Origin of the sequence: Streptococcus salivarius, assembly GCF_000785515.1 — a bacterium.
In the GTDB taxonomy this organism is placed as follows: Bacteria; Bacillota; Bacilli; order Lactobacillales; family Streptococcaceae; genus Streptococcus; species Streptococcus salivarius.
Window position 1 is genome coordinate 558,819 of the sequence record NZ_CP009913.1, and the last position, 22,024, is coordinate 580,842.

Here is a 22,024-nt window from a genome sequence, read left to right on the forward strand (position 1 = left end):
TTCATGAGATGGCTTGTTACTTAAGCACCGAAGGCAGTCTCAAAAAATTCTCTCTTATATCCGACCTTATTTTCCTAAGACCGGATTAAAGTATGATAAAATAAAGAAAAAGAGATAAAGGAGTCAGCTATGGCAACTAGAGAAGAATGGGTGCGTCACTTTGAGGACGTCAATGGGCGTAAACCAAGTCCTGAGGAGTTTATGGAAGCTAAGAAAGAGGGCTTTGTCATTGCTTCGGAGGAACAAAGTGCCCCAGTGTCTGAGCAGGTTGAGGCTCAGCAGGTGGATAGTTCTGAAGCTACTGAAGAGGTGACAGCTGACTCAGTAGCAGATACGCAACCAGACGAGGCTCAGGTGGCATTAGAGGAGGAAGCTCCTAAGCCAATGCCTGAGTTGAATATGGAGAAAGAGCAAGAAAAAGAAACTCCAAAGACAAGTCAGATACCTTTGGAAAACCCTTATTACAAACCAAAAGTAACCAAGAACAATGCTTTTGTTAATATTGCTTTGCCAATTATTATCCTAGTTTTGGGGATTCTATTTGTCATTCTGTCTTGGACGCTTCCTTTCGGTTTTGTCTTTACTTTCCTTGCTTTCTTCCTTATCATTTTGGCTATTGTGACTTTGGTTTTGAGTCTGAAGTCAACACGCAAGGCACTATCTATTATTGCCCTAGTCATGTCAATCATCTTCTTCATGACTTCGCTTGCTGGAGCAGGCTATCAAGCAGTGAAATTTGTCATGAACCATGCTGAGCAGTTCCAAAGTGACGGTCACGATAGAGCTTATCTGTACATCGATGAGAATTATAAGTTTGACTGGACTGAGGATCAGTTTAAGGAGTTGAAGGTTGGTACTTTGACATTGGACGAGGTTTTGGACGCTCATGGTAAGGCGACTGATGCCGAGTATAGTGATGCTTACGAGGAAGATAAACCAGATTTACTAGACCTTACCTATAGAAAAGAAAATACAGATGGAAACAACTATGTTCGTTTGACTTTCGAGATAAAAGACGGTGTCTATGTTTTGAAATCTGCCTCAGCAACCTTCGACTATGATAAGGTCAAAGAAGTTGATGACTATCATAGCAACTGGACAAAAGATGACTATGAAAAGTTGTCTGTAGGTACACAAGCTGATTTGCTCAAGGGGACACGACTTTCTGAGGTGGTTGAAAAACACCCAGAGGCTAGCTTCACTTATCATGAAATGACACAAACTGAACAAGGCGATCTCACTCAGTCAGTGAGTCTTAGCTACCGTGATTATAATCCAGAAAGTGGTAAGGTAGATGCTGTTCGTTTGACCTTTGACTATGACAAACGTGAAAACGAGTACTTCTTGACAGACAAATCAGACGAATAAGACTACTTTTTAATTAATTCAAGCTCAGGGTTGCCTGGGCTTTTTAGTATCAACAAAAAGAGGATAAAATCTGGTATAATAGTATTGATTGATTTTTCAAGAAAGAAGTGTCACACATGAACATACAACAACTACGTTATGTCGTAGCCATTGCCAACAGCGGAACCTTCCGTGAGGCAGCCAGCAAGCTCTTTGTGAGTCAGCCTAGCCTTTCGGTGGCTATCAAGGATTTGGAGCAGGAGCTGAATTTCCAAATTTTCACCCGTACAACGACGGGGGCTGTCTTGACCAGTCAGGGCATGACTTTTTACGAGCGTGCGCTTGAGGTGGTACGCAGTTTTGATAGTTTTGAAAATCGCTATCTCAATGCTTCTGAAAAGGGCAACCAGTTTTCGATTGCCAGCCAGCACTATGACTTTTTGCCACCTTTGATCACGACTTTTTCAGAGCGCTATCCTGATTACAAGGATTTCCGTATCTTTGAGTCTACGACCATTCAGATTTTGGATGAGGTAGCCAAGGGGCACAGTGAGATTGGGATTATCTATTTGAATCGTCAAAATAGCAAGGGAATCCAGCAAAATATGGACAAGCTTGGGCTTGAGGCCATTGATTTGATTCCGTTTAAGACGCACATTTATCTCCGTAAGGGCCATCCTCTGGCTAAAAAAGAAAGTCTTGTTATGGAGGACTTGGTGGCCTTGCCTACAGTGCGTTTCACTCAGGAGAAGGACGAGTACCTTTACTATTCTGAAAACTTTGTGGATACGTCAGATTCGTCTTTGATGTTTAACGTGACAGACCGTGCGACTTTGAACGGTATCTTGGAACGTACAGATGCCTATGCGACGGGATCTGGTTTCTTAGATGCGCAAAGTGTGAACGGGATTACGGTTATTCCGCTTGAGGATAATTTGGATAACAAGATGGTTTATGTCCGCCGTAAGGGGATTAACTTGTCATCTTGTGCTCTCAAGTTTGTCAATGTTATGTTTGACTACTTTGATACATACAAACCGTAGGAGGACTTATGCGTAAGGTTGCGATTCCTTTGGCTATTCTGGCTCTGATTGGTTTGGATCAGTGGGTTAAGCATTGGGTTGTGGCAAATATTGCCCTTAACCAAGTTATCAAGGCTATTCCTGGACTTTTCAGTTTGACCTATCTACAGAACCGTGGTGCTGCCTTTTCGATTTTACAGGATCAGAAATATTTCTTTGTGATTTTGACGGTTCTAGTGATTGGTGCGGCTATGGTTTATCTGGTTAAGAATTACCAGAAGAGTCTTTGGCTGGTGCTATCTTTGGTTTTGATTATCTCAGGTGGTATTGGTAACTTTATTGACCGTGTGCACTTGGGTTACGTGGTTGATATGGTTCAGCTTGATTTTATTGATTTTGCAATATTTAACGTGGCAGACTCCTATCTAACGGTAGGCGTGCTGCTCTTGATTTTAATCTTATGGAAAGAGGAAAATGGAAGTCATCATTAAAGAGGCGGGCAACCGTCTGGACAAGGCTTTGGCAGATTTGACAGAATTGTCACGTAGTCAGGCCAATGAAGCGATTAAGGCTGGAACGGTCTTGGTTAATGGTAAGTCGGCAAAGGCCAAGTATGCGGTTAAAGAGGGTGATGTCATCACCTATGAATTGCCAGAAGAAGAGGTCTTGGAATACAAGGCTGAAGATATTCCTTTGGATATTATCTACGAAGATGCGGATGTGGCAGTGGTCAACAAGCCTCAAGGCATGGTTGTCCATCCATCAGCTGGTCACACGTCTGGTACCTTGGTCAATGCCCTAATGTATCATGTCAAGGACCTCTCGTCTATCAATGGTGTGGTGCGTCCAGGGATTGTCCACCGTATCGACAAGGACACGTCTGGTCTCCTTATGATTGCTAAGAATGATAAGGCTCACAATGCTTTGGCGGCTGAGCTTAAGGATAAGAAGTCCCTTCGCAAGTATGTGGCTATTGTGCATGGCAATCTACCTAACGATCGAGGCGTGATTGAGGCTCCGATTGGGCGTTCAGATAAGGACCGCAAGAAGCAGGCAGTCACAGCTAAAGGAAAACCTGCAGTAACACGATTTACCGTTCTTGAACGTTTTGGCAACTATACTTTGGTAGAGTTGCAGCTGGAAACAGGTCGCACACACCAGATTCGTGTGCACATGGCTTATATCGGTCACCCGGTGGCGGGCGATCCTCTTTATGGGCCACGCAAGACCCTCAAGGGCCATGGCCAATTTCTACATGCTAAGACCCTTGGTTTCACACATCCTACGACTGGAGAATTGGTCGAATTTACAGCGGAAGAACCTGCTATTTTCAAGGAAACCTTGGAGAAGTTGAGAGAAGCGTAACAGTTATTAAACGGATAGTCTTTCTTGGGAGGGGCGTCCGTTTTTTTCTTGTAAAAGAGTCTGAAATTTGCTATAATTTACCTAATTAAATAAGTCCTTTAATCACTGTCCAGAGAGGCAGGCAAGGAGCCATGAGAAGTGTACGGGTGAACTGTACTCATATTTTTGTGTATCTCCTTGTTTTCGAGGGGATTTTTTTGTATTTAGAAAGGTTCTTTTTATGAAGAAAAAAGAGATCGTCGATGACGTAACCATGAAACGTGCCATTACACGTATCACTTATGAGATTATTGAGCGTAACAAAAATCTCGACAAGATTGTCTTGGCTGGTATTAAGACACGTGGTGTCTATATTGCACAGCGTATCCAAGAGCGCTTGAAACAGTTGGAAAACCTTGATGTGCCATTGATTGAGCTTGACACTAAAGCTTTCCGTGATGATGTTAAGGCTGAGCAAGACACATCTGTTTTCCCTATTGAAATTGATGGTACAGATGTTATCCTTGTGGATGATGTGCTTTACACAGGTCGTACGATTCGTGCAGCTATTGATAATATCGTTAGCCATGGACGTCCGGCGCGTGTTGGTTTGGCTGTCTTGGTTGACCGTGGTCACCGTGAATTGCCAATCCGTGCGGACTATGTTGGTAAAAATATCCCAACTAGTGAGTCAGAAGAAATCGAAGTTTTGGTTGCAGAAGTTGATGGCAAAGATAGCGTCAACATTATCGATCCAAGCTAAGTTGACTGACGGATAGGGTGAAACGCCCTTTGTATCTTATTAATTGAACACGGGCTAAGAGCTGTGTAAAATAGATAAATCTTCCTAGAAGCTAAAGCTTCGGCGTCAGATTTCCTAATTTTACTTTGCTCTTTGTACGCCCTTTGTATCTTAATTTAAGGAGTCCTTTGATATCGTGAATAACGTAAAATATGATGTGAATGATATGCCAAAACCTGGTTTATTGGTTGGTTTGTCATTTCAGCACTTGTTTGCCATGTTTGGTGCGACGGTGCTTGTGCCGATTTTGGTTGGGATTGATCCCGCTATTGCTCTTTTCTCATCTGGTTTGGGAACTTTAGCTCACTTGACGGTGACCAAGTACAAAATTCCAGCTTACATGGGGTCTAGTTTTGCCTATATTGCGGCTATGCAGACACTTATGAAGACTGATGGCATTGCGGCAGTGGCTCAAGGTGCCATGGCAGGTGGTTTGGTTTACTTGCTTGTGGCTCTGATTGTTAAGTATGCGGGTAAAGACTGGATTGATAAGGTCCTTCCACCAATTGTGGTTGGCCCTATTATCATGGTGATTGGTTTGAACCTTGCGGCTAATGCAGTCAATGATGCAACAACTTTAAATAAAAGCTATAGTATCTATGCTCTCTTGATTTCGATGGTGACCCTCTTTGCGGTTATCCTCTTTAACATGTATGGCAAGAAGATTATCGGTGTTATCCCAATTTTACTTGGTTTAATTGTGGGCTATATTTTCTCAGCGGTTCTTGGTTTGCTGACAGGACATAGCTTTATCAATTTCTCAGAGGTAGCAGTGGCACATTGGATTCAGGTTCCAAACTTTGACATTCCATTTGTGGATTATAGCTTCAAGCTCTATCCAAGTGCGATTTTGACCATGGCTCCGATTGCCTTTGTGACGATGACTGAACACTTTGGTCACGTCATGGTTCTAAACAGTTTGACTGAGCGTGATTACTTTAAAGATCCAGGTCTTGACCGTACCCTTACTGGTGATGGTTTGGCACAGATTATCGCTGGATTCTTTGGAGCTCCTCCGGTAACTTCTTATGGTGAAAATATTGGGGTTATGGCCCTCAGTAAGGTCTACTCAGTTTACGTTATTGCGGGCGCAGCAGTGATTGCGGTCTTGATGAGCTTTATTGGTAAGCTGTCAGCACTCTTGCATTCTATTCCAACTCCTGTATTAGGGGGATTATCTATTGCTCTCTTTGGGGTTATCGCTGCTAGCGGTTTGAAAATTTTAGTTGAACATAAGATTGATTTTGATAATAAAAAGAATCTCTTGATTGCTAGCGTTATCTTGGTTTCTGGTATCGGTGGTTTGATGATTGACCTTGGTGGTCTTCAAATCACGGGTGTGGCAAGCTCAACCATTCTTGGTATCTTGCTTTATCAAATTTTGCCAGATCCTAAAAAAGGTAGCAAAGATTAGTCAATCAATTTAAAAGGAAAAACTATGGCGATTGCAGATGGAAAAGTGTCACTGAAACATTTGGTGACCATGGAAACCCTCACGAATGAAGAGGTCTTGGGCCTGATTCGTCGAGGTGGAGATTTTAAAAATGGCAGAGCTGATTTCCAGCTGGATCGACAGTATTTCGCTGCCAATCTCTTTTTTGAAAATTCAACACGAACACACAAGTCCTTCGAAGTGGCTGAGAAAAAACTTGGCTTGGATGTGATTGAGTTCGATGCTGGAACTAGCTCGGTGAATAAGGGTGAGACTCTCTATGACACGATTTTGACCATGTCTGCCTTGGGGGTTGACATCTGTGTGGTTCGCCACTCGGAAGTCGATTACTACAAGCAGTTGATTGATAGTAGGACTATTCAGACCTCTATTGTTAATGGTGGTGATGGTTCAGGGCAACACCCAAGTCAGTGTTTGCTTGACTTGATGACCATTTACGAAGAGTTCGGAACCTTTGAAAATCTTAAGATTTGTATTGCAGGTGACATTACGCATTCGCGTGTCGCTAAGTCCAATATGCAGATTCTCAAGCGTTTGGGTGCTCAGCTTTATTTTGCTGGTCCTGCAGAGTGGTACTCGAATGAGTTCGATGTCTATGGTCAGCATGTGGCTATTGACGACGTCATTGAGGACTTGGATGTGCTCATGTTGCTTCGTGTTCAGCACGAACGTCATGGGGACGATAAAGGATTTTCAAAAGAAGACTACCATGCTCTCTATGGTTTGACTGAAGAACGTTATGCCAAGCTAGCTGATCAGGCGATTATCATGCATCCTGCTCCGGTTAATCGTGATGTGGAGATTGCTGATAGCCTGGTTGAGGCGCCTAAGGCTCGTATCGTTGCTCAGATGCAAAACGGGGTCTTTGTCCGTATGGCAATTATTGAAGCTATTTTAAATGGCAAAGCGTAAACTACGTTAACCGATTCCTGAGAGAATCAGACGAAAAAGAACATGGGCTAAATCTTTGGAAAAGAGACAAATCTTCCTAGAGGCTGAAGCTTCTCTGTCAGATTTGCTTTTCATTCAGATTTTTAACGCCCTTTGTATCTTAGTGAAAGGAACAATTTACTATAATGGCAAAACGTTTACTTATTTTGGAAGACGGCACTATTTTTGAAGGTCAGGCCTTCGGTGCTGATGTGGATGTGACGGGTGAAATCGTCTTTAATACTGGTATGACAGGTTATCAAGAATCTATCACAGACCAGTCTTACAATGGTCAAATTTTGACTTTTACTTATCCACTTGTTGGTAACTACGGTGTTAACCGTGACGACTATGAGTCAATTAAGCCAACGACTAAGGGTGTTGTTGTGTCAGAGGCCAGCCGTCGTGCCAGCAACTGGCGAAACCAAATGACCTTGGATGAGTTTTTGAAGGCGAAAAACATCCCTGGTATCTCTGGTATTGATACACGTGCCTTGACTAAGATTATCCGTCAACACGGTACCATGAAGGCCACTTTGGCTAGCCCTGGTGACAGTATCGAGCACTTGCAAGATCAATTGCGTGCGACTGTTTTGCCAACGAATAATATTGAGCAGGTATCAACTAAGACAGCCTACCCAGCACCAGGTGTTGGTAAAAATATCGTTTTGGTTGACTTTGGACTCAAGCACTCTATCTTGCGTGAGTTTTCAAAACGTGATTGTAACGTGACTGTGGTGCCACATGATATCACTGCTGAAGAAATTCTCCACCTTAATCCAGATGGTGTGATGTTGTCAAACGGTCCAGGTAACCCTGAAGATGTGCCGTACGCACTTGATATGATTCGTGGCATCCAAGGTAAAATTCCAATCTTTGGTATTTGTATGGGACACCAGTTGTTTAGTTTGGCTAATGGTGCCAAGGCCTACAAGATGAAGTTTGGTCACCGTGGATTTAACCATGCGGTTCGTGAAATTGCGACTGGTCGTGTTGATTTCACCAGCCAAAACCATGGTTATGCCATTGACCGTGAGTCACTTCCAGATTGCCTCATGGTAACACACGAAGAAATTAACGATAAGTCAGTTGAAGGTGTTCGTCACCGTGACTTCCCTGCATTCTCAGTGCAATTCCACCCAGATGCAGCTCCTGGTCCACACGATGCTAGCTATCTCTTTGATGAGTTCTTGGAATTGATTGATGCTTTCCAAGCTGAAAAAGCACGTCGTTAATTGCAACTGTCTAGTGACTATAGTGGGGTGTGACTCTTGTTCGCCCCAGTCTACTACCTTATTTAATGACAACCAGAGAGTTGTCAAATAGAAAGGAGAAGATACAGGTTCACGGAAGTGAACACGCCCTAAGGACTGTGTGAAAAAGATAAACGGTGACTAGACGCTTGGGCGTCGTCGTCACGTTTCCTATTTCCACTGGGTCTTTAACGGGCTTTGTATCATAAATTATGCCTAAACGTTCTGATATTAAAAAAATTATGGTTATCGGGTCTGGTCCTATCATCATCGGTCAGGCTGCTGAGTTCGACTACGCTGGTACGCAAGCCTGCTTGGCCTTGAAAGAAGAAGGTTACAGTGTTGTCCTTGTCAACTCTAACCCTGCGACAATCATGACTGATAAAGAAATCGCAGACAAGGTTTACATTGAACCAATTACGCTTGAGTTTGTTACACGTATTCTTCGTAAAGAGCGTCCTGATGCCCTCTTGCCAACACTTGGTGGACAAACTGGTTTGAACATGGCAATGGAATTGTCAAAAGCTGGTATTCTTGAAGAGCTTGGAGTAGAGCTTTTGGGAACAAAATTGTCTGCCATTGACCAAGCCGAAGACCGTGACCTCTTCAAACAATTGATGGAAGATTTGGAACAACCTATTCCAGAATCTGAAATCGTCAATACGGTTGAAGAAGCAGTTGCCTTTGCGACAGAAATTGGTTACCCAGTTATCGTGCGTCCTGCCTTTACCCTTGGTGGTACTGGTGGTGGTATGTGTGCCAACGAAGAAGAACTTCGTGAAATCGCTGAAAATGGCTTGAAATTGTCACCAGTAACACAATGTTTGATTGAGCGTTCTATCGCTGGTTTCAAGGAAATCGAATACGAAGTTATGCGTGATGCCGCGGACAATGCTCTTGTGGTATGTAACATGGAAAATTTTGACCCAGTTGGTATCCACACAGGGGACTCAATCGTATTTGCCCCAACGCAAACCTTGTCAGATATTGAAAACCAAATGCTTCGTGATGCCAGCTTGAAGATTATCCGTGCCCTTAAAATTGAGGGTGGCTGTAACGTACAGTTGGCTCTTGACCCTAATAGCTTCAAGTACTATGTTATCGAAGTAAACCCTCGTGTATCACGTTCATCAGCCCTTGCCTCAAAAGCAACTGGTTACCCAATCGCCAAATTGGCAGCCAAGATCGCTGTTGGTTTGACACTTGATGAAATGATTAACCCAGTCACTGGTACAACTTACGCTATGTTTGAACCAGCTCTTGACTATGTGGTTGCTAAGATTCCACGTTTCCCATTTGATAAATTTGAACACGGTGAACGTCGTCTTGGTACTCAAATGAAAGCGACAGGTGAAGTTATGGCTATCGGTCGTAACATCGAAGAGTCACTTCTTAAAGCCTGCCGTTCACTTGAAATCGGTGTTTACCACAATGAAATGCCTGAGCTTGCGGATGTCACAGACGACGCCTTGGTTGAAAAGATTGTCAAAGCTCAAGACGACCGTCTCTTCTACCTTTCTGAAGCCATCCGTCGTGGATACACTATTGAAGAATTGTCAGAGTTGACTAAGATTGATATCTTCTTCCTCGACAAATTGCTCCATGTCTTTGAATTGGAACAAGAATTGGCTACTCACGTAGGCGATGTTGATGTTCTGAGAGAAGCTAAACGTAACGGTTTCTCTGATCGTAAGATTGCTGATCTTTGGAATCAAACAGCCGACCAAGTTCGTGCGACACGTTTGGAAAATAATATTGTTCCTGTCTACAAGATGGTCGATACCTGTGCGGCTGAGTTCGAGTCATCAACACCATATTTCTACTCAACTTACGAGTGGGAAAATGAATCAATCAAATCTGATAAAGAATCTGTCATCGTTCTTGGTTCAGGTCCTATCCGTATCGGACAAGGGGTTGAGTTCGACTATGCGACAGTTCACTCTGTAAAAGCTATCCAGGCTGCAGGTTACGAAGCTATCATCATGAACTCTAACCCTGAGACAGTTTCAACAGACTTCTCAGTTTCAGATAAACTTTACTTCGAACCATTGACTTTCGAAGACGTGATGAACGTTATCGAATTGGAACAACCTAAGGGTGTCGTGGTTCAGTTTGGTGGACAAACAGCCATCAACTTGGCAGAGCCATTGTCTAAAGCTGGTGTGAAAATCTTGGGTACACAGGTTGCTGACCTTGACCGTGCCGAAGACCGTGACCTCTTTGAACAAGCCCTTAAAGACCTCGATATCCCACAACCACCAGGACAAACAGCGACAAATGAAGAAGAAGCGGTTGAAGCAGCTCGTAAGATTGGCTTCCCAGTTCTTGTTCGTCCGTCATACGTTTTGGGTGGACGTGCCATGGAAATCGTTGAAAATGAAGATGACCTTCGTTCTTACATGCGTACAGCCGTTAAGGCAAGTCCAGACCACCCAGTCCTTGTTGATAGCTATATCATCGGACGTGAGTGTGAAGTGGATGCCATCTCTGATGGTAAGGATGTCTTGATTCCAGGTATCATGGAACACATCGAACGTGCAGGAGTTCACTCAGGGGACTCAATGGCAGTTTACCCACCACAAACCCTTTCTAAGAAAATCCAAGAGACTATCGCTGACTACACTAAACGCTTGGCTATTGGTCTTAACTGTATCGGTATGATGAACATTCAGTTTGTTATTAAGGATGAAACGGTCTATGTTATCGAGGTTAACCCACGTGCTAGCCGTACCGTACCATTCTTGTCTAAGGTTACTGATATCCCAATGGCTCAAGTTGCTACAAACTTGATTCTTGGTAAATCATTGGCTGAGCAAGGTTACAAAGATGGTCTTTACCCAGAAAGCAACCATGTTCATGTCAAAGCACCAGTCTTCTCATTCACAAAATTGGCTAAGGTAGATAGCCTCCTTGGACCTGAAATGAAATCAACTGGTGAAGTTATGGGGACAGATGCGACTCTTGAAAAAGCGCTCTACAAAGCCTTTGAAGCATCTTACCTCCATTTGCCAACCTTTGGTAACGTCATCTTTACTATTCATGATGATACTAAAGAAGAAGCCCTTGACTTGGCCCGTCGTTTCGATGCCATCGGTTATGGTATCTATGCGACTGAAGGAACAGCTAAGTTCTTGAATGAACACGGGGTTCACGCAACGCTTGTTAACAAATTGGGTGAAAATGATGATAATGACATTCCAGCCCTTGTTCGTACTGGTAAAGCGCAAGCTATTATCAATACGGTTGGTAACAAACGTACTTATGACGAAGACGGAGCAGCTATCCGTAGCTCAGCAATTGAAGCTGGAATTCCACTCTTCACAGCGCTTGACACAGCAGATGCTATGGTGCGTGTGCTTGAAAGCCGTAGCTTTACAACAGAAGCTATCTAATCACCAAATAAAGTCTCAGCTTTGCTGGGGCTTTTTTATTGAAGACAAAGTTTTCTTTTGAGACTTTTCTTAAGTGATGACGGACGTCAGCGACCTTCTGCGAATTTCCATGACTAAGTTTTGAGCCGAAAGTCTCAAAACTTCCGAACGCCTGAAACTAATTGTTTCAGACGTTTTTATCACTGCGAAAAGTCTCGGTATAAGCTTACTAGGTTCGCAAAATCTATTTCATATTTAAAAATAGTTTAATTATGTTCTTAGTCTCAGCCTTGCTGGGGCTCTTTTCTTACACAAATGTAAGCTAAGAAGTTAAAAATGAAAGCTAAGTCTATAGTTTTGTTTCCTATGATTCTGCTATACTAGTAGCATGATTATTACCACATCTTTACGTGAAAATGAGGCCTTGATTGTACGTGCCCAAGAATTAGCCCACGAACTCGGGGCTGCCTATCAACCTCGTCGCAAGTTATCCTTGGCAAAATGTTTAGAGCGATTTGGAGCTTTTTATCTTCTATATAAAGACAGACTGTCTTTTGTCAATGCGGATGGCAGTGAGCTGTCCTTTCATCCAGATACGGCAGTTCTTCGGATTAAGGCACCACACGATGCTCTAGTCAATCTTTTGGGTTCGTCTTCCAAGTCTATTCTCGACACGACCATGGGTCTGGCTTCCGATAGTCTAGTTATGGCGGCAGCGGGAAATAAGGTGACTGCCCTTGAGAGTCAAGAAGTGATTTTTCAGGTGGTTTCTCGTGGTTTGGCCGCATATCAGACAGATGAAAAGAAGCTTGAAAAAGCGATGCGGTCTATTAAGACAATTAAGAGCGATAGCTTATCCTTTTTGAAATCCCAGGCTGATCACTCTTTTGATATCATTTATGCTGATCCTATGTTTTCAGAGACTATCAAGGAATCGGAAAATCTACAAGCTATCAAACCTTTGGCCAATGGCAGCCGTCTGACAGAAGAATGGTTAAATGAGGCTAAGCGTGTCGCACGAGAAAAAATTATCATCAAGGCGCATTTTCGAGATACCGTTTTTGAGGAACTTGGGTTTGAACGTCAAATTCGTCCCAATCAAAAGCTGCACTATGGTGTCATGGATTTAAGCGAAGGCCATTGACATAGAAAGTTAAAAGTATTACAATTGTTTTATTTATGTGATACAAAAGAAAAGAGAGACTTATGCGAAAGAAAATCAGTCCAAAGTTATTTAAAAATAAAAAAAGAGTTTGGATCATTGGAGGATTTGGCTTCCTTGTCCTTTTGGTCCTAGGTTTTAACCTTTTTGCAGGTGGTGGCAAAGATGATAAGGCTTCCGAGTCCCCTACAGCAAGTAAGGTAACCAAGGGGCAGTTGGCCTCGTCCACCCTTCTGACTGGCATGGTGAAGGCTCAGTCGGAACAGTACGTTTATTTTGACAATACCATTGGACGCAATGCCACTGTGACAGTTTCTGTTGGTGAGGAAGTTAGCGTTGGTCAGCAACTGGTCCAATACGACAGTACCTCTGCCCAAGCAGCCTATGATACGGCTAGCCGTGCCTATAATAAGGCAGTTCGTGACCGTAATTATTTCCAACAGTATGGGACAGCTCCTGCAGCTTCGGCACAAACAAGTAGTGATTCGGATGAGGATGATTCGACGACTACCGTTAGCCCTCAACAGCGTCAGCAAACCGAGGCAAGTAATTACCAAACCTTGCAAGATTATAATGATGCTGTTGCTAACGCAGCCTCCGAGCTAGAAAAGGCACAAGACGTCCTCAATCAAACGGTCATTGTTTCAGATGTTAATGGGACAGTCGTAGAAGTTGCGGACTCTGTGGACCCTGCTTCAAAAGAGAGCCAGACCCTAGTTCATGTGACCAGTGAAGGCCAATTTGAGATTCAAGGAACCTTAACAGAATATGACATTCCAAATATTTCAGTGGGTCAGAAGGTCAAGATTACTTCCAAAGTATACCCAGATCAAACTTGGACGGGGAAAGTCAGCTACGTTTCCAATTATCCTAAGCAAAATGCCAGTCAGTCGGCGGGTACATCTAGCAATTCAGGACAGACAGGTTCCCAGTATGAATACAAGGTTCAATTGACCAGCCCTATCGGTAAGCTCAAGCAAGGTTTCAATGTATCCCTTGAAGTGACCAAAGATGATGATGCCCTGTTAGTTCCAGTAACTGCTGTGACCAAGAAAGGATCTGACAACTACGTCTGGGTTTACGATGACGAGAGTCAAAAAATCAAGCAAGTCAAGGTTAAACTTGGTAATGCAGATGCTAAGCAACAAGAAATTGCCTCAGGACTTAAAGAAGGTCAAAAGGTTATTACTAAGGCTGAAAAATCCTTTAAGGATGGCGAGACCCTGAAGGATGTGACGGATGCCGATAGCAAAAAATCAAAAGAGACTAGTGGAGAAGAGGTGAGGTCTAGTGACTAAGCCAGCACTTATGGTCTTAAAAGGCATCACCAAGTCTTTCAAAAATGGTCAGGAGTCCTTGCAGGTCCTTAAGGGGATTGACTTATCAGTTGAAGAAGGTGACTTCGTGGCAATCATGGGCCCTTCTGGTTCAGGAAAATCAACCCTCATGAATATTATCGGCCTTCTTGATCAACCGACTACAGGTTCCTATCAACTCGAGGGAGAGAATGTAGCTGAGCTCTCTGAAAACCGCTTGGCCAAGGTAAGAAATGACCAGATTGGCTTTATCTTTCAGCAGTTTTTTCTCTTGCCAAAGTTAAGTGCCCAAAAGAATGTAGAGCTTCCCCTGATTTATGCGGGGAAATCTCCACGTGAACGTAAGCAAAGGTCACAACAATTCTTGGAAAAAGTCGGCTTGTCAGACCGCAGCCATCATTTGCCGTCAGAGCTGTCTGGTGGACAGAAGCAAAGGGTGGCTATTGCGCGTGCACTGTCTAACGATCCAGCAATCATTTTGGCGGATGAACCTACGGGTGCGCTTGATACCAAGACAGGAACCCAGATTATGGATCTCTTAACCCAGCTAAATCGAGAAGGGAAGACCATTGTCATGGTTACCCATGAACCTGAGATTGCGGATTATGCCCGACGTAAGATTGTCATCCGTGATGGGGAAATCACCCAAGACACAACGGACAGCGTTCGGATAGACTAGGAGGTAAGAATGGAAAATTGGAAATTTGCTCTTAGTTCTATTCGTTCACACAAGATGCGGTCCTTCCTGACCATGTTGGGGATTATCATTGGTGTTGCTGCGGTAGTACTTATCATGGGGCTAGGAAATGGGATGCGTCAGAGTGTTACCGATAGTGTGACCGGTGATAAGGATACCGTTCAAGTCTACTATGAAGCCAAGGGTGAGGAGATAGATCCTGCCTATGCGGACTTGTCACAACCGACCAAACCGGTTAAAGAAGTTTGGTTGGAGCAAGTGGCTAGGCAGACGCCTGGTATTGATAGTTATTTTGTGACTAACAGCCTAACTTCTTCTATCTCCCTCCAAAAAAAGACTGTGAAGAATGTTAATATCACAGGTGCCAGTCAGGGCTATTTTAAAGCTAAAAAGTTAGAGATGTTGACAGGACGTTCCTTGCAAGACAATGATTATAAAAACTTTTCACGCGTCATTGTCATTGATCAGATGGTGGCTAAGAAACTATTTAAAACGAATGAGGATGCCCTTAACCAAGTGGTTACTATTGGAAACAATGATTATCGTGTGATTGGTGTTTATAAGAATAAAGACACAGCAATCGGTGCCTATGGTGAAATTGGAACAGCTCTTGTGGCCAATACCCAGTTAGCAGCTGAAAATAATACCGATGCTATTGGTCAGATTTTTTTCCATGTGACCGATGTGAAAAATAGTAGTAGCGTTGCTAAGGATGCTGCCAAACGCTTGACCCAGTTAGCCCAAGATGACAATGGAGAATATAAGGCAGCAGATATGAGTTCGGCCCTAGATCAGGTGAATACGATTTTTGGAACCATTACCACCGTTGTCGGAGCTATTGCTGGCATTTCACTCTTAGTTGGCGGAATCGGTGTTATGAACATCATGTTGGTTTCGGTAACTGAGCGGACACGAGAGATTGGTCTTCGTAAGGCTTTAGGAGCCACACGTCGTAAAATCTTGACACAGTTTCTGATTGAGTCCATGGTTTTGACCATCCTGGGAGGTTTGATTGGGCTAGGCTTTGCGGCCCTAGTTGTTGGACCAATCGGGAATGCCATGGACCTTAAAGCGACAGTCTCTCTTGGCGTAGCCATGGGAAGTATTGCCTTCTCAGCAGCCGTAGGAATTATCTTTGGTCTCCTACCGGCTAATAAAGCTTCGAAACTCGATCCTATCGAAGCTCTTAGATATGATTAGACATGACCTCTTGAAATCTTTGGATTTTGAGAGGTTTTATGCTTTTCAAAAAAGATAGAGAAAAAAATAAAAAAAATTGCATTTTTTTCTTGACGTCTGATTTAGGTCGTGATATTATAAATGAGGTTTGAAAAAACTGACCTAAGACAGTTGGGGAGTTAAACTCATAAACATCCAACCGAGGCACAAAACGTAACTATTTTTTTGTAACGTATTGTACTTTCGTGTCTAGGTTTAGGTACGATTTTTTTGTGCCTAGCCCAAAAATAAAAACGGAGGTAAAACTACTAATGAGTGAAGCTATTATTTCTAAGAAAGCTGAACAGGTTGCGATTGTCGCTGAGAAAATGAAAGCTGCAGCATCTATCGTTGTTGTTGACTCTCGTGGACTTACAGTTGACCAAGATACAGTTCTTCGTCGTAATCTTCGTGAATCAGGCGTTGAATTTAAAGTTATCAAAAACTCAATCTTGACTCGTGCAGCTGAAGAAGCAGGTCTTGAAGACCTTAAAGGACTCTTCGTTGGTCCATCTGCAGTAGCATTCTCAAACGAAGATGTTATCGCACCAGCGAAAGTTATTAGCGAATTTGCTAAAGACGCAGAAGCTCTTGAAATCAAAGGTGGTGTTGTTGACGGCGCGTTCACTTCAGTCGAAGAAATCAACGCTCTTGCATCACTTCCAAACAAAGAAGGTATGCTTTCTATGCTCCTTTCTGTACTTCAAGCGCCAGTGCGCAACGTTGCATACGCTGTCAAAGCAGTTGCAGAAAGCAAAGAAGACGGTGCTGCGTAAGCCCATCTTCACAACTCGTAGCCTAAGCTACGTTTAAAAAATTATATTAAAAAACACATTTGGAGGAAATCACAATGGCATTGAACATTGAAAACATTATTGCTGAAATTAAAGAAGCTTCAATCCTTGAATTGAACGACCTTGTAAAAGCTATCGAAGAAGAGTTTGGCGTAACTGCTGCTGCTCCTGTAGCTGCTGCTGCAGCTGGTGCTGCTGACGCTGGTGCTGCTAAAGATTCATTCGACGTTGAATTGACATCTGCAGGCGACAAAAAAGTTGGCGTTATCAAAGTTGTACGTGAAATCACAGGCGAAGGTCTTAAAGAAGCTAAAGCTATCGTTGACGGTGCACCATCAGTTCTTAAAGAAGGTGTTGCTGCAGCTGAAGCTGAAGAAATCAAAGCTAAACTTGAAGAAGCTGGAGCTTCAGTTACTCTTAAATAATAAGGTAACGGCTCAAGTCGCTTAATAAAGAAACCAGGGCATTAGCTCTGGTTTTTTCTATTGCTTTTAATATTTTCATTTGTTAGAATGTAGGTAATGTGCGTGCTTGTCACGCCCTTTTTCTGTGTCTTTTACGGCTTTAGTTGTTGTAAATAACTATAAAAATCTTAAAGGCATGGTAAATGCTAAAAAGAAAAGGAGAAATTTATGGCTTATATTTGGTCTTATCTCAGACGTTATCCTAAGTGGCTAGCAATGAATTTTACAGCGGCTATTTTGTTTGTTATTGCTAACCTGGGTCTGCCGACGGTTCTTGCCAGAATGATTGATGAGGGGATTAACCGTGGAGATGCTGACAAGCTTTATACCTATGCTTGGGTCATGTTCGGTGTGGTCTTGACTGGGATTGTTGGTCGTGTGCTCTTGTCCTATGCGGTTAGTAAGTTGACGACCACAATGGTGCAGGTCATGCGTAATGACATTTACGCTAAGCTTCAGGAGTATTCCCACCATGAGTACGAGCAGATTGGGGTATCCTCTTTGGTGACTCGTATTACATCTGATGCTTTTGTTCTCATGCAATTTGCAGAACAGATTCTAAAGATGGGTGTCATTACTCCTCTGATGATGGTTTCCAGTGTCTTCTTAATTTTGACGACAAGTCCATCTTTGGCTTGGATTGTGGCAATTTCCTTGCCTTTCCTAGCCGTAGTAGTCTGGTATGTAGCGGTAAAAACACGTCCGCTTTCTGAGAAGCAACAGGCAACACTCGACAAGATTAACCAGTATGCTCGTGAAAATCTGACTGGACTTCGTGTCATCCGAGCTTTCGCTAGAGAAGATTTTCAAGAGAAGAAGTTTGCTTCTGAAAATGCTGTCTATGCGGATAATTCAAACAAGCTCTTTAAATTAACTGGTTTGACTGAGCCACTTTTTGTGCAAATCATCATCGCCATGATTGTGGCTATTGTTTGGTTTGCCCTCGAGCCTTTAGGTTCTGGGACTTTGGCAATCGGGGATTTGGTTGCCTTTATTGAGTACAGTTTCCATGCGCTATTGTCTTTCCTTTTCCTAGCTAACCTCTTTACTATGTATCCTCGTACGGCGGTATCTAGTGAACGTCTGCAGGAGATTATGGATATGCCTATTTCTATCAATCCAAATGAAGATGGAGTGACAGAGACTGAGACTAAGGGATATTTGGAGTTTGACAATGTGACTTTTGCCTATCCTGGTGAAACTGAGAGTCCTGTCCTACACAATATTTCTTTCAAGGCTAAACCCGGTGAAACCATTGCCTTTATCGGATCTACGGGTTCAGGAAAATCATCACTTGTGCAGTTGATTCCACGCTTTTATGATGTGACACTTGGACGCATTCTTGTTGATGGTGTGGATGTTCGTGACTATAATCTGAAGGCTCTTCGTCGTAAGATTGGCTTTATTCCACAAAAAGCTCTGCTCTTTACAGGAACCATCGGTGAAAATATCCGTTATGGTAAGGAAAATGCCAGTCATGAAGAATTGAATCAAGCTACGGATGTGGCTCAAGCCAAGGAATTCATCGACAGTAAGGAAGAACGCTACGATTCTCACTTGGCTGAGGGGGGTAGCAACCTTTCTGGGGGACAGAAGCAGCGTTTGTCAATTGCTAGAGCGGTGGTTAAACGTCCTGACCTTTACATCTTTGACGATTCCTTCTCTGCCTTGGACTACAAGACTGATGCGACCTTGCGCCGTCGTCTGAAAGAAGTGACCCAGGATGCGACAGTCTTGATTGTTGCTCAACGTGTGGGTACTATCATGGATGCAGACCAGATTATCGTTCTTGATAAGGGTGAAATCGTGGGTCGTGGTCGCCACGAAGAGCTTATGGAAACCAATGAGATTTACCGTGAAATTGCTAATTCACAATTGAATCAAAAGAGTCTTACAGAAGACTAGAAGGAGGTCAAAATGAAGAATAATAAAAAGAAAACAAGTCATTCCTCAAGTTTTGGCCGCCTTTGGTCCTACTTGCAGGCTTATCGTTTCCCACTTTACCTAGCCATTTTCCTGAAAATTGTTAGTGTTATCATGAGTGTCCTTGAACCCGTAGTTATTGGTTTAGCTATTACCGAGTTGACTAAAAATACGCTGGCCATCATGAAGGGTGTGGAAGGTGCTCGTATCAACGTCTCCTATGTTGGTTGGGTTCTAGTTGTTTATCTCTTGCGTGGTCTTATTTATGAGTTGGCCGCCTACTATTCCAACTATTTCATGACCAATGCTGTGCAAGCAACGGTTCAAGATATGCGTAATGAGATGACTGAGAAAATCAATCGTACTTCAGTGTCATACTTTGATAAGCACCAGTTTGGGGACCTCTTGGGACGCTTTACCAGTGACGTCGAGACAGTATCTAATGCCTTGCAGCAGTCATTCTTACAGGTTGTTAATGCCGTCTTTACTCTAGCCTTGGTTATTGGAACAGTGCTTTACCTTAATCTTCAATTGGGAGCTATAGTTGTCATCACTATTCCGATTACATTCTTTGGTGCCCGCTATATCATGAGTAAGTCTCAGCCCTACTTCAAACAACAGGCTGATGCCCTGGGTACTCTTAATGGTTTTGTTCAGGAAAATCTGACTGGTTTCAATGTGCTTAAGCTATTTGGTCGTGAGGATAGATCCTTGGACGACTTTAAAGAAATTACGGAAGACCTTCAGAAAGTAGGCTTTAAGGCTAATTTCATTTCAGGACTTATGATGCCGGTTCTTAACGGTTTATCTGACTTGACCTATCTCATTGTTGCTGTTCTAGGTGGTTTGCAAGTCTTGGCTGGTCGCTTGACGATTGGTAATATGCAGGCCTTTGTTCAGTATGTTTGGCAGATTAACCAACCTATTCAGAACTTGACTCAGTTGGCTGGACAATTGCAAAGTGCTAAATCTTCTTTAGACCGTATTTTCCAACTGATGGATGAACCAGACGAGCCTAATGATGCTACTGAAGTGCTTGCCGGAGATTTGACTGGCCAAGTTAGCTTTAAGCATGTGGACTTCCAGTATGTGGCTGATAAACCTTTGATTCGTGACTTTAATCTTGAGGTTAATCCTGGCGAAATGGTGGCCATTGTCGGTCCTACCGGTGCCGGAAAATCAACGATTATCAATCTTCTCATGCGTTTCTATGATGTGACTGCTGGTTCTATTTCAGTTGATGGTCACGATATCCGTAACCTGTCTCGTCAGGATTATCGTAAACAGTTTGGTATGGTGCTTCAGGACGCTTGGCTCTTTGAAGGAACTATCAAAGAAAATCTTCGCTTTGGTAATCTTGAGGCGACTGACGAGGAAATTGTTGAAGCTGCTAAGGCAGCCAATGTGGATCACTTTATCCGTACTCTACCTGGTGGTTACAACATGGAAATGAACCAGGAATCAAGTAACATCTCACTAGGACAAAAGCAACTTTTGACCATTGCACGTGCGCTTTTGGCTGATCCTAAAATCTTGATTTTGGATGAAGCAACCTCATCGGTTGATACCCGTCTGGAACTCTTGATTCAAAAAGCTATGAAGGCCCTCATGCAAGGTCGAACAAGCTTTGTCATTGCCCACCGTCTGTCAACTATCCAAGAAGCAGACAAAATTTTGGTCCTTAAAGATGGTCAAATCATCGAACAAGGGAACCATGAATCCCTCCTTGCAGATAAAGGCTTCTATTACGACTTGTATAATAGCCAGTTTGCGGAGAAATAAACAGAAAATCCATCAGTTCATAACTGGTGGATTTTTTCTGAATGTGGAGATTAATAAAAAGACTTCTCCTTATAGGGAAAAGTCTCAAAATCAATATTTATTTCTCAGCACGTCGTGTGACGAACATGGCATCTCCGAAACTGAAGAAGCGGTAGCGTTCTTGGACGGCGTGTTTATAGGCATCAAGGACGAATTCACGGCCAGCAAAGGCTGAAACCAACATTACCAAGGTTGATTTTGGAAGATGGAAGTTGGTTGAAAAGGCATCTACGACTGTGAATTGGTAACCTGGTTTGATAAAGATATTGGTCCAGCCGGAGTCAGCTTGAAGTTGACCATCGTATTTATTGCCGATTGTTTCCAGTGTTCGGATAGAGGTTGTTCCAACTGCAATGATGCGTCCTCCAGCGGCTTTGACACTATTGAGTGTATCGGCAGCGTCTTGGTTGAGGGTGTAAAATTCTGAGTGCATCTCATGTTCGTCGACATTATCGACAGAAACAGGTCGGAAGGTTCCCAGTCCAACGTGAAGGGTGAGGTAGACCAATTTTACGCCTTTAGCTTCAATCTTTTGAAGTAACTCAGGAGTGAAATGGAGGCCAGCTGTTGGAGCAGCGGCAGAGCCATTTTCCTTGGCATAGACTGTTTGGTAACGGTCGCGGTCTTCCAATTTTTCATGGATATAAGGTGGCAATGGCATCTCACCCAAGCTTTCCAAAACCTCAAGGAAGATACCGTCGTAGTTAAATTCTACGATTCGTCCACCGTGATCTAGTTCCTCAGTGACAGTAGCAGTCAAACGGCCATCACCAAAACTGACTTTAGCACCTACTTTAAGGCGTTTGGCTGGTTTGGCTAAAACTTCCCATTGATCCCCTTGGGTATTTTTTAAAAGGAGAAATTCCACATGGCCGTGGGTATCAGGCTTTTCACCGTAGAGACGGGCAGGAAGTACGCGCGTATTGTTCATGACCAAGGCATCGCCAGGGTTAAGCTGGTCAATGATGTGGTCGAAGTGGGTATCAGTCATTTCCTTGGTTACAGGATTAATGACCAAGAGTTTAGAGGCATCACGTTGTTCCAATGGGGTTTGGGCAATCAATTCCTCTGGTAGTTCAAAATCAAAATCGTTTGTATTCATTTCTT

The 22,024-nt window shown here is 43.2% G+C and carries 18 protein-coding genes and 1 other annotated feature; of the genes, 17 read left to right on the plus strand and 1 reads right to left on the minus strand.

What is annotated here, in order from left to right; translation table 11 throughout:
- Positions 1–129 precede the first annotated feature (129 nt).
- From SSAL8618_RS02790 to SSAL8618_RS02870, 17 genes are all read left to right on the plus strand, one after another.
- The gene (locus SSAL8618_RS02790) at positions 130–1,368 is read left to right on the plus strand and encodes a CD20-like domain-containing protein (protein WP_002886109.1); all 1,239 of its coding nucleotides are present in this window, start codon (positions 130–132) and stop codon (positions 1,366–1,368) included.
- A gap of 116 nt (positions 1,369–1,484) precedes the next feature.
- A complete protein-coding gene (locus SSAL8618_RS02795; protein WP_022496606.1) occupies positions 1,485–2,390 on the plus strand; it encodes a LysR family transcriptional regulator in 906 nt (301 codons plus the stop codon).
- 8 nt (positions 2,391–2,398) lie between these two features.
- Positions 2,399–2,860, plus strand: a complete 462-nt coding sequence (lspA, locus tag SSAL8618_RS02800) for a signal peptidase II (protein WP_002886074.1) — start codon at positions 2,399–2,401, stop codon at positions 2,858–2,860.
- Positions 2,844–3,734, plus strand: a complete 891-nt coding sequence (locus tag SSAL8618_RS02805) for an RluA family pseudouridine synthase (RefSeq protein ID WP_002886027.1) — start codon at positions 2,844–2,846, stop codon at positions 3,732–3,734. Before lspA ends, SSAL8618_RS02805 begins: the two co-directional genes overlap by 17 nt.
- Positions 3,735–3,954: 220 nt before the next feature.
- The gene (pyrR, locus tag SSAL8618_RS02810) at positions 3,955–4,476 is read left to right on the plus strand and encodes a bifunctional pyr operon transcriptional regulator/uracil phosphoribosyltransferase PyrR (RefSeq protein WP_002886175.1); all 522 of its coding nucleotides are present in this window, start codon (positions 3,955–3,957) and stop codon (positions 4,474–4,476) included.
- 175 nt (positions 4,477–4,651) lie between these two features.
- Positions 4,652–5,929 carry a uracil-xanthine permease family protein gene (locus SSAL8618_RS02815; protein ID WP_038675504.1) on the plus strand — a complete coding sequence of 426 codons (1,278 nt, stop codon included), beginning with the start codon at positions 4,652–4,654 and terminating at the stop codon, positions 5,927–5,929.
- A gap of 24 nt (positions 5,930–5,953) precedes the next feature.
- Positions 5,954–6,880 (plus strand): aspartate carbamoyltransferase catalytic subunit, encoded by a 927-nt coding sequence (locus SSAL8618_RS02820; RefSeq protein WP_002890256.1) that lies wholly within the window; start codon positions 5,954–5,956, stop codon positions 6,878–6,880.
- A 164-nt stretch (positions 6,881–7,044) separates the two neighbouring features.
- A complete protein-coding gene (locus SSAL8618_RS02825) occupies positions 7,045–8,133 on the plus strand; it encodes a carbamoyl phosphate synthase small subunit (protein WP_002885900.1) in 1,089 nt (362 codons plus the stop codon).
- A gap of 230 nt (positions 8,134–8,363) precedes the next feature.
- Positions 8,364–11,543: a carbamoyl-phosphate synthase large subunit gene (gene carB, locus SSAL8618_RS02830; protein WP_038675506.1), complete on the plus strand. Its 3,180-nt coding sequence runs from the start codon at positions 8,364–8,366 to the stop codon at positions 11,541–11,543.
- A gap of 367 nt (positions 11,544–11,910) precedes the next feature.
- Complete coding sequence (locus SSAL8618_RS02835; RefSeq protein WP_038675508.1) at positions 11,911–12,666, plus strand: class I SAM-dependent methyltransferase; 756 nt, start codon at positions 11,911–11,913, stop codon at positions 12,664–12,666.
- Positions 12,667–12,728: 62 nt separating this feature from the next.
- Positions 12,729–13,982 (plus strand): efflux RND transporter periplasmic adaptor subunit, encoded by a 1,254-nt coding sequence (locus SSAL8618_RS02840; protein WP_038675511.1) that lies wholly within the window; start codon positions 12,729–12,731, stop codon positions 13,980–13,982.
- Positions 13,983–13,992: 10 nt separating this feature from the next.
- Positions 13,993–14,679 (plus strand): ABC transporter ATP-binding protein, encoded by a 687-nt coding sequence (locus tag SSAL8618_RS02845; protein ID WP_155209737.1) that lies wholly within the window; start codon positions 13,993–13,995, stop codon positions 14,677–14,679.
- 9 nt (positions 14,680–14,688) lie between these two features.
- Positions 14,689–15,897 carry an ABC transporter permease gene (locus SSAL8618_RS02850; protein ID WP_038675513.1) on the plus strand — a complete coding sequence of 403 codons (1,209 nt, stop codon included), beginning with the start codon at positions 14,689–14,691 and terminating at the stop codon, positions 15,895–15,897.
- 122 nt (positions 15,898–16,019) lie between these two features.
- Positions 16,020–16,156: a sequence feature (ribosomal protein L10 leader region), on the plus strand.
- A gap of 31 nt (positions 16,157–16,187) precedes the next feature.
- Complete coding sequence (gene rplJ, locus SSAL8618_RS02855; protein WP_038675515.1) at positions 16,188–16,691, plus strand: 50S ribosomal protein L10; 504 nt, start codon at positions 16,188–16,190, stop codon at positions 16,689–16,691.
- A gap of 74 nt (positions 16,692–16,765) precedes the next feature.
- A complete protein-coding gene (gene rplL / locus SSAL8618_RS02860; RefSeq protein WP_002886110.1) occupies positions 16,766–17,134 on the plus strand; it encodes a 50S ribosomal protein L7/L12 in 369 nt (122 codons plus the stop codon).
- Between the two features lie 207 nt (positions 17,135–17,341).
- Positions 17,342–19,078 carry an ABC transporter ATP-binding protein gene (locus tag SSAL8618_RS02865; protein ID WP_038675517.1) on the plus strand — a complete coding sequence of 579 codons (1,737 nt, stop codon included), beginning with the start codon at positions 17,342–17,344 and terminating at the stop codon, positions 19,076–19,078.
- Positions 19,079–19,090: 12 nt separating this feature from the next.
- Positions 19,091–20,878: an ABC transporter ATP-binding protein gene (locus SSAL8618_RS02870; protein WP_038675519.1), complete on the plus strand. Its 1,788-nt coding sequence runs from the start codon at positions 19,091–19,093 to the stop codon at positions 20,876–20,878.
- 97 nt (positions 20,879–20,975) lie between these two features.
- Here SSAL8618_RS02870 and queA read toward each other — a convergent pair whose 3' ends face one another.
- Positions 20,976–22,019 carry a tRNA preQ1(34) S-adenosylmethionine ribosyltransferase-isomerase QueA gene (queA, locus tag SSAL8618_RS02875; RefSeq protein ID WP_038675521.1) on the minus strand — a complete coding sequence of 348 codons (1,044 nt, stop codon included), beginning with the start codon at positions 22,017–22,019 and terminating at the stop codon, positions 20,976–20,978.
- Between the last annotated feature and the right edge of the window lie 5 nt (positions 22,020–22,024).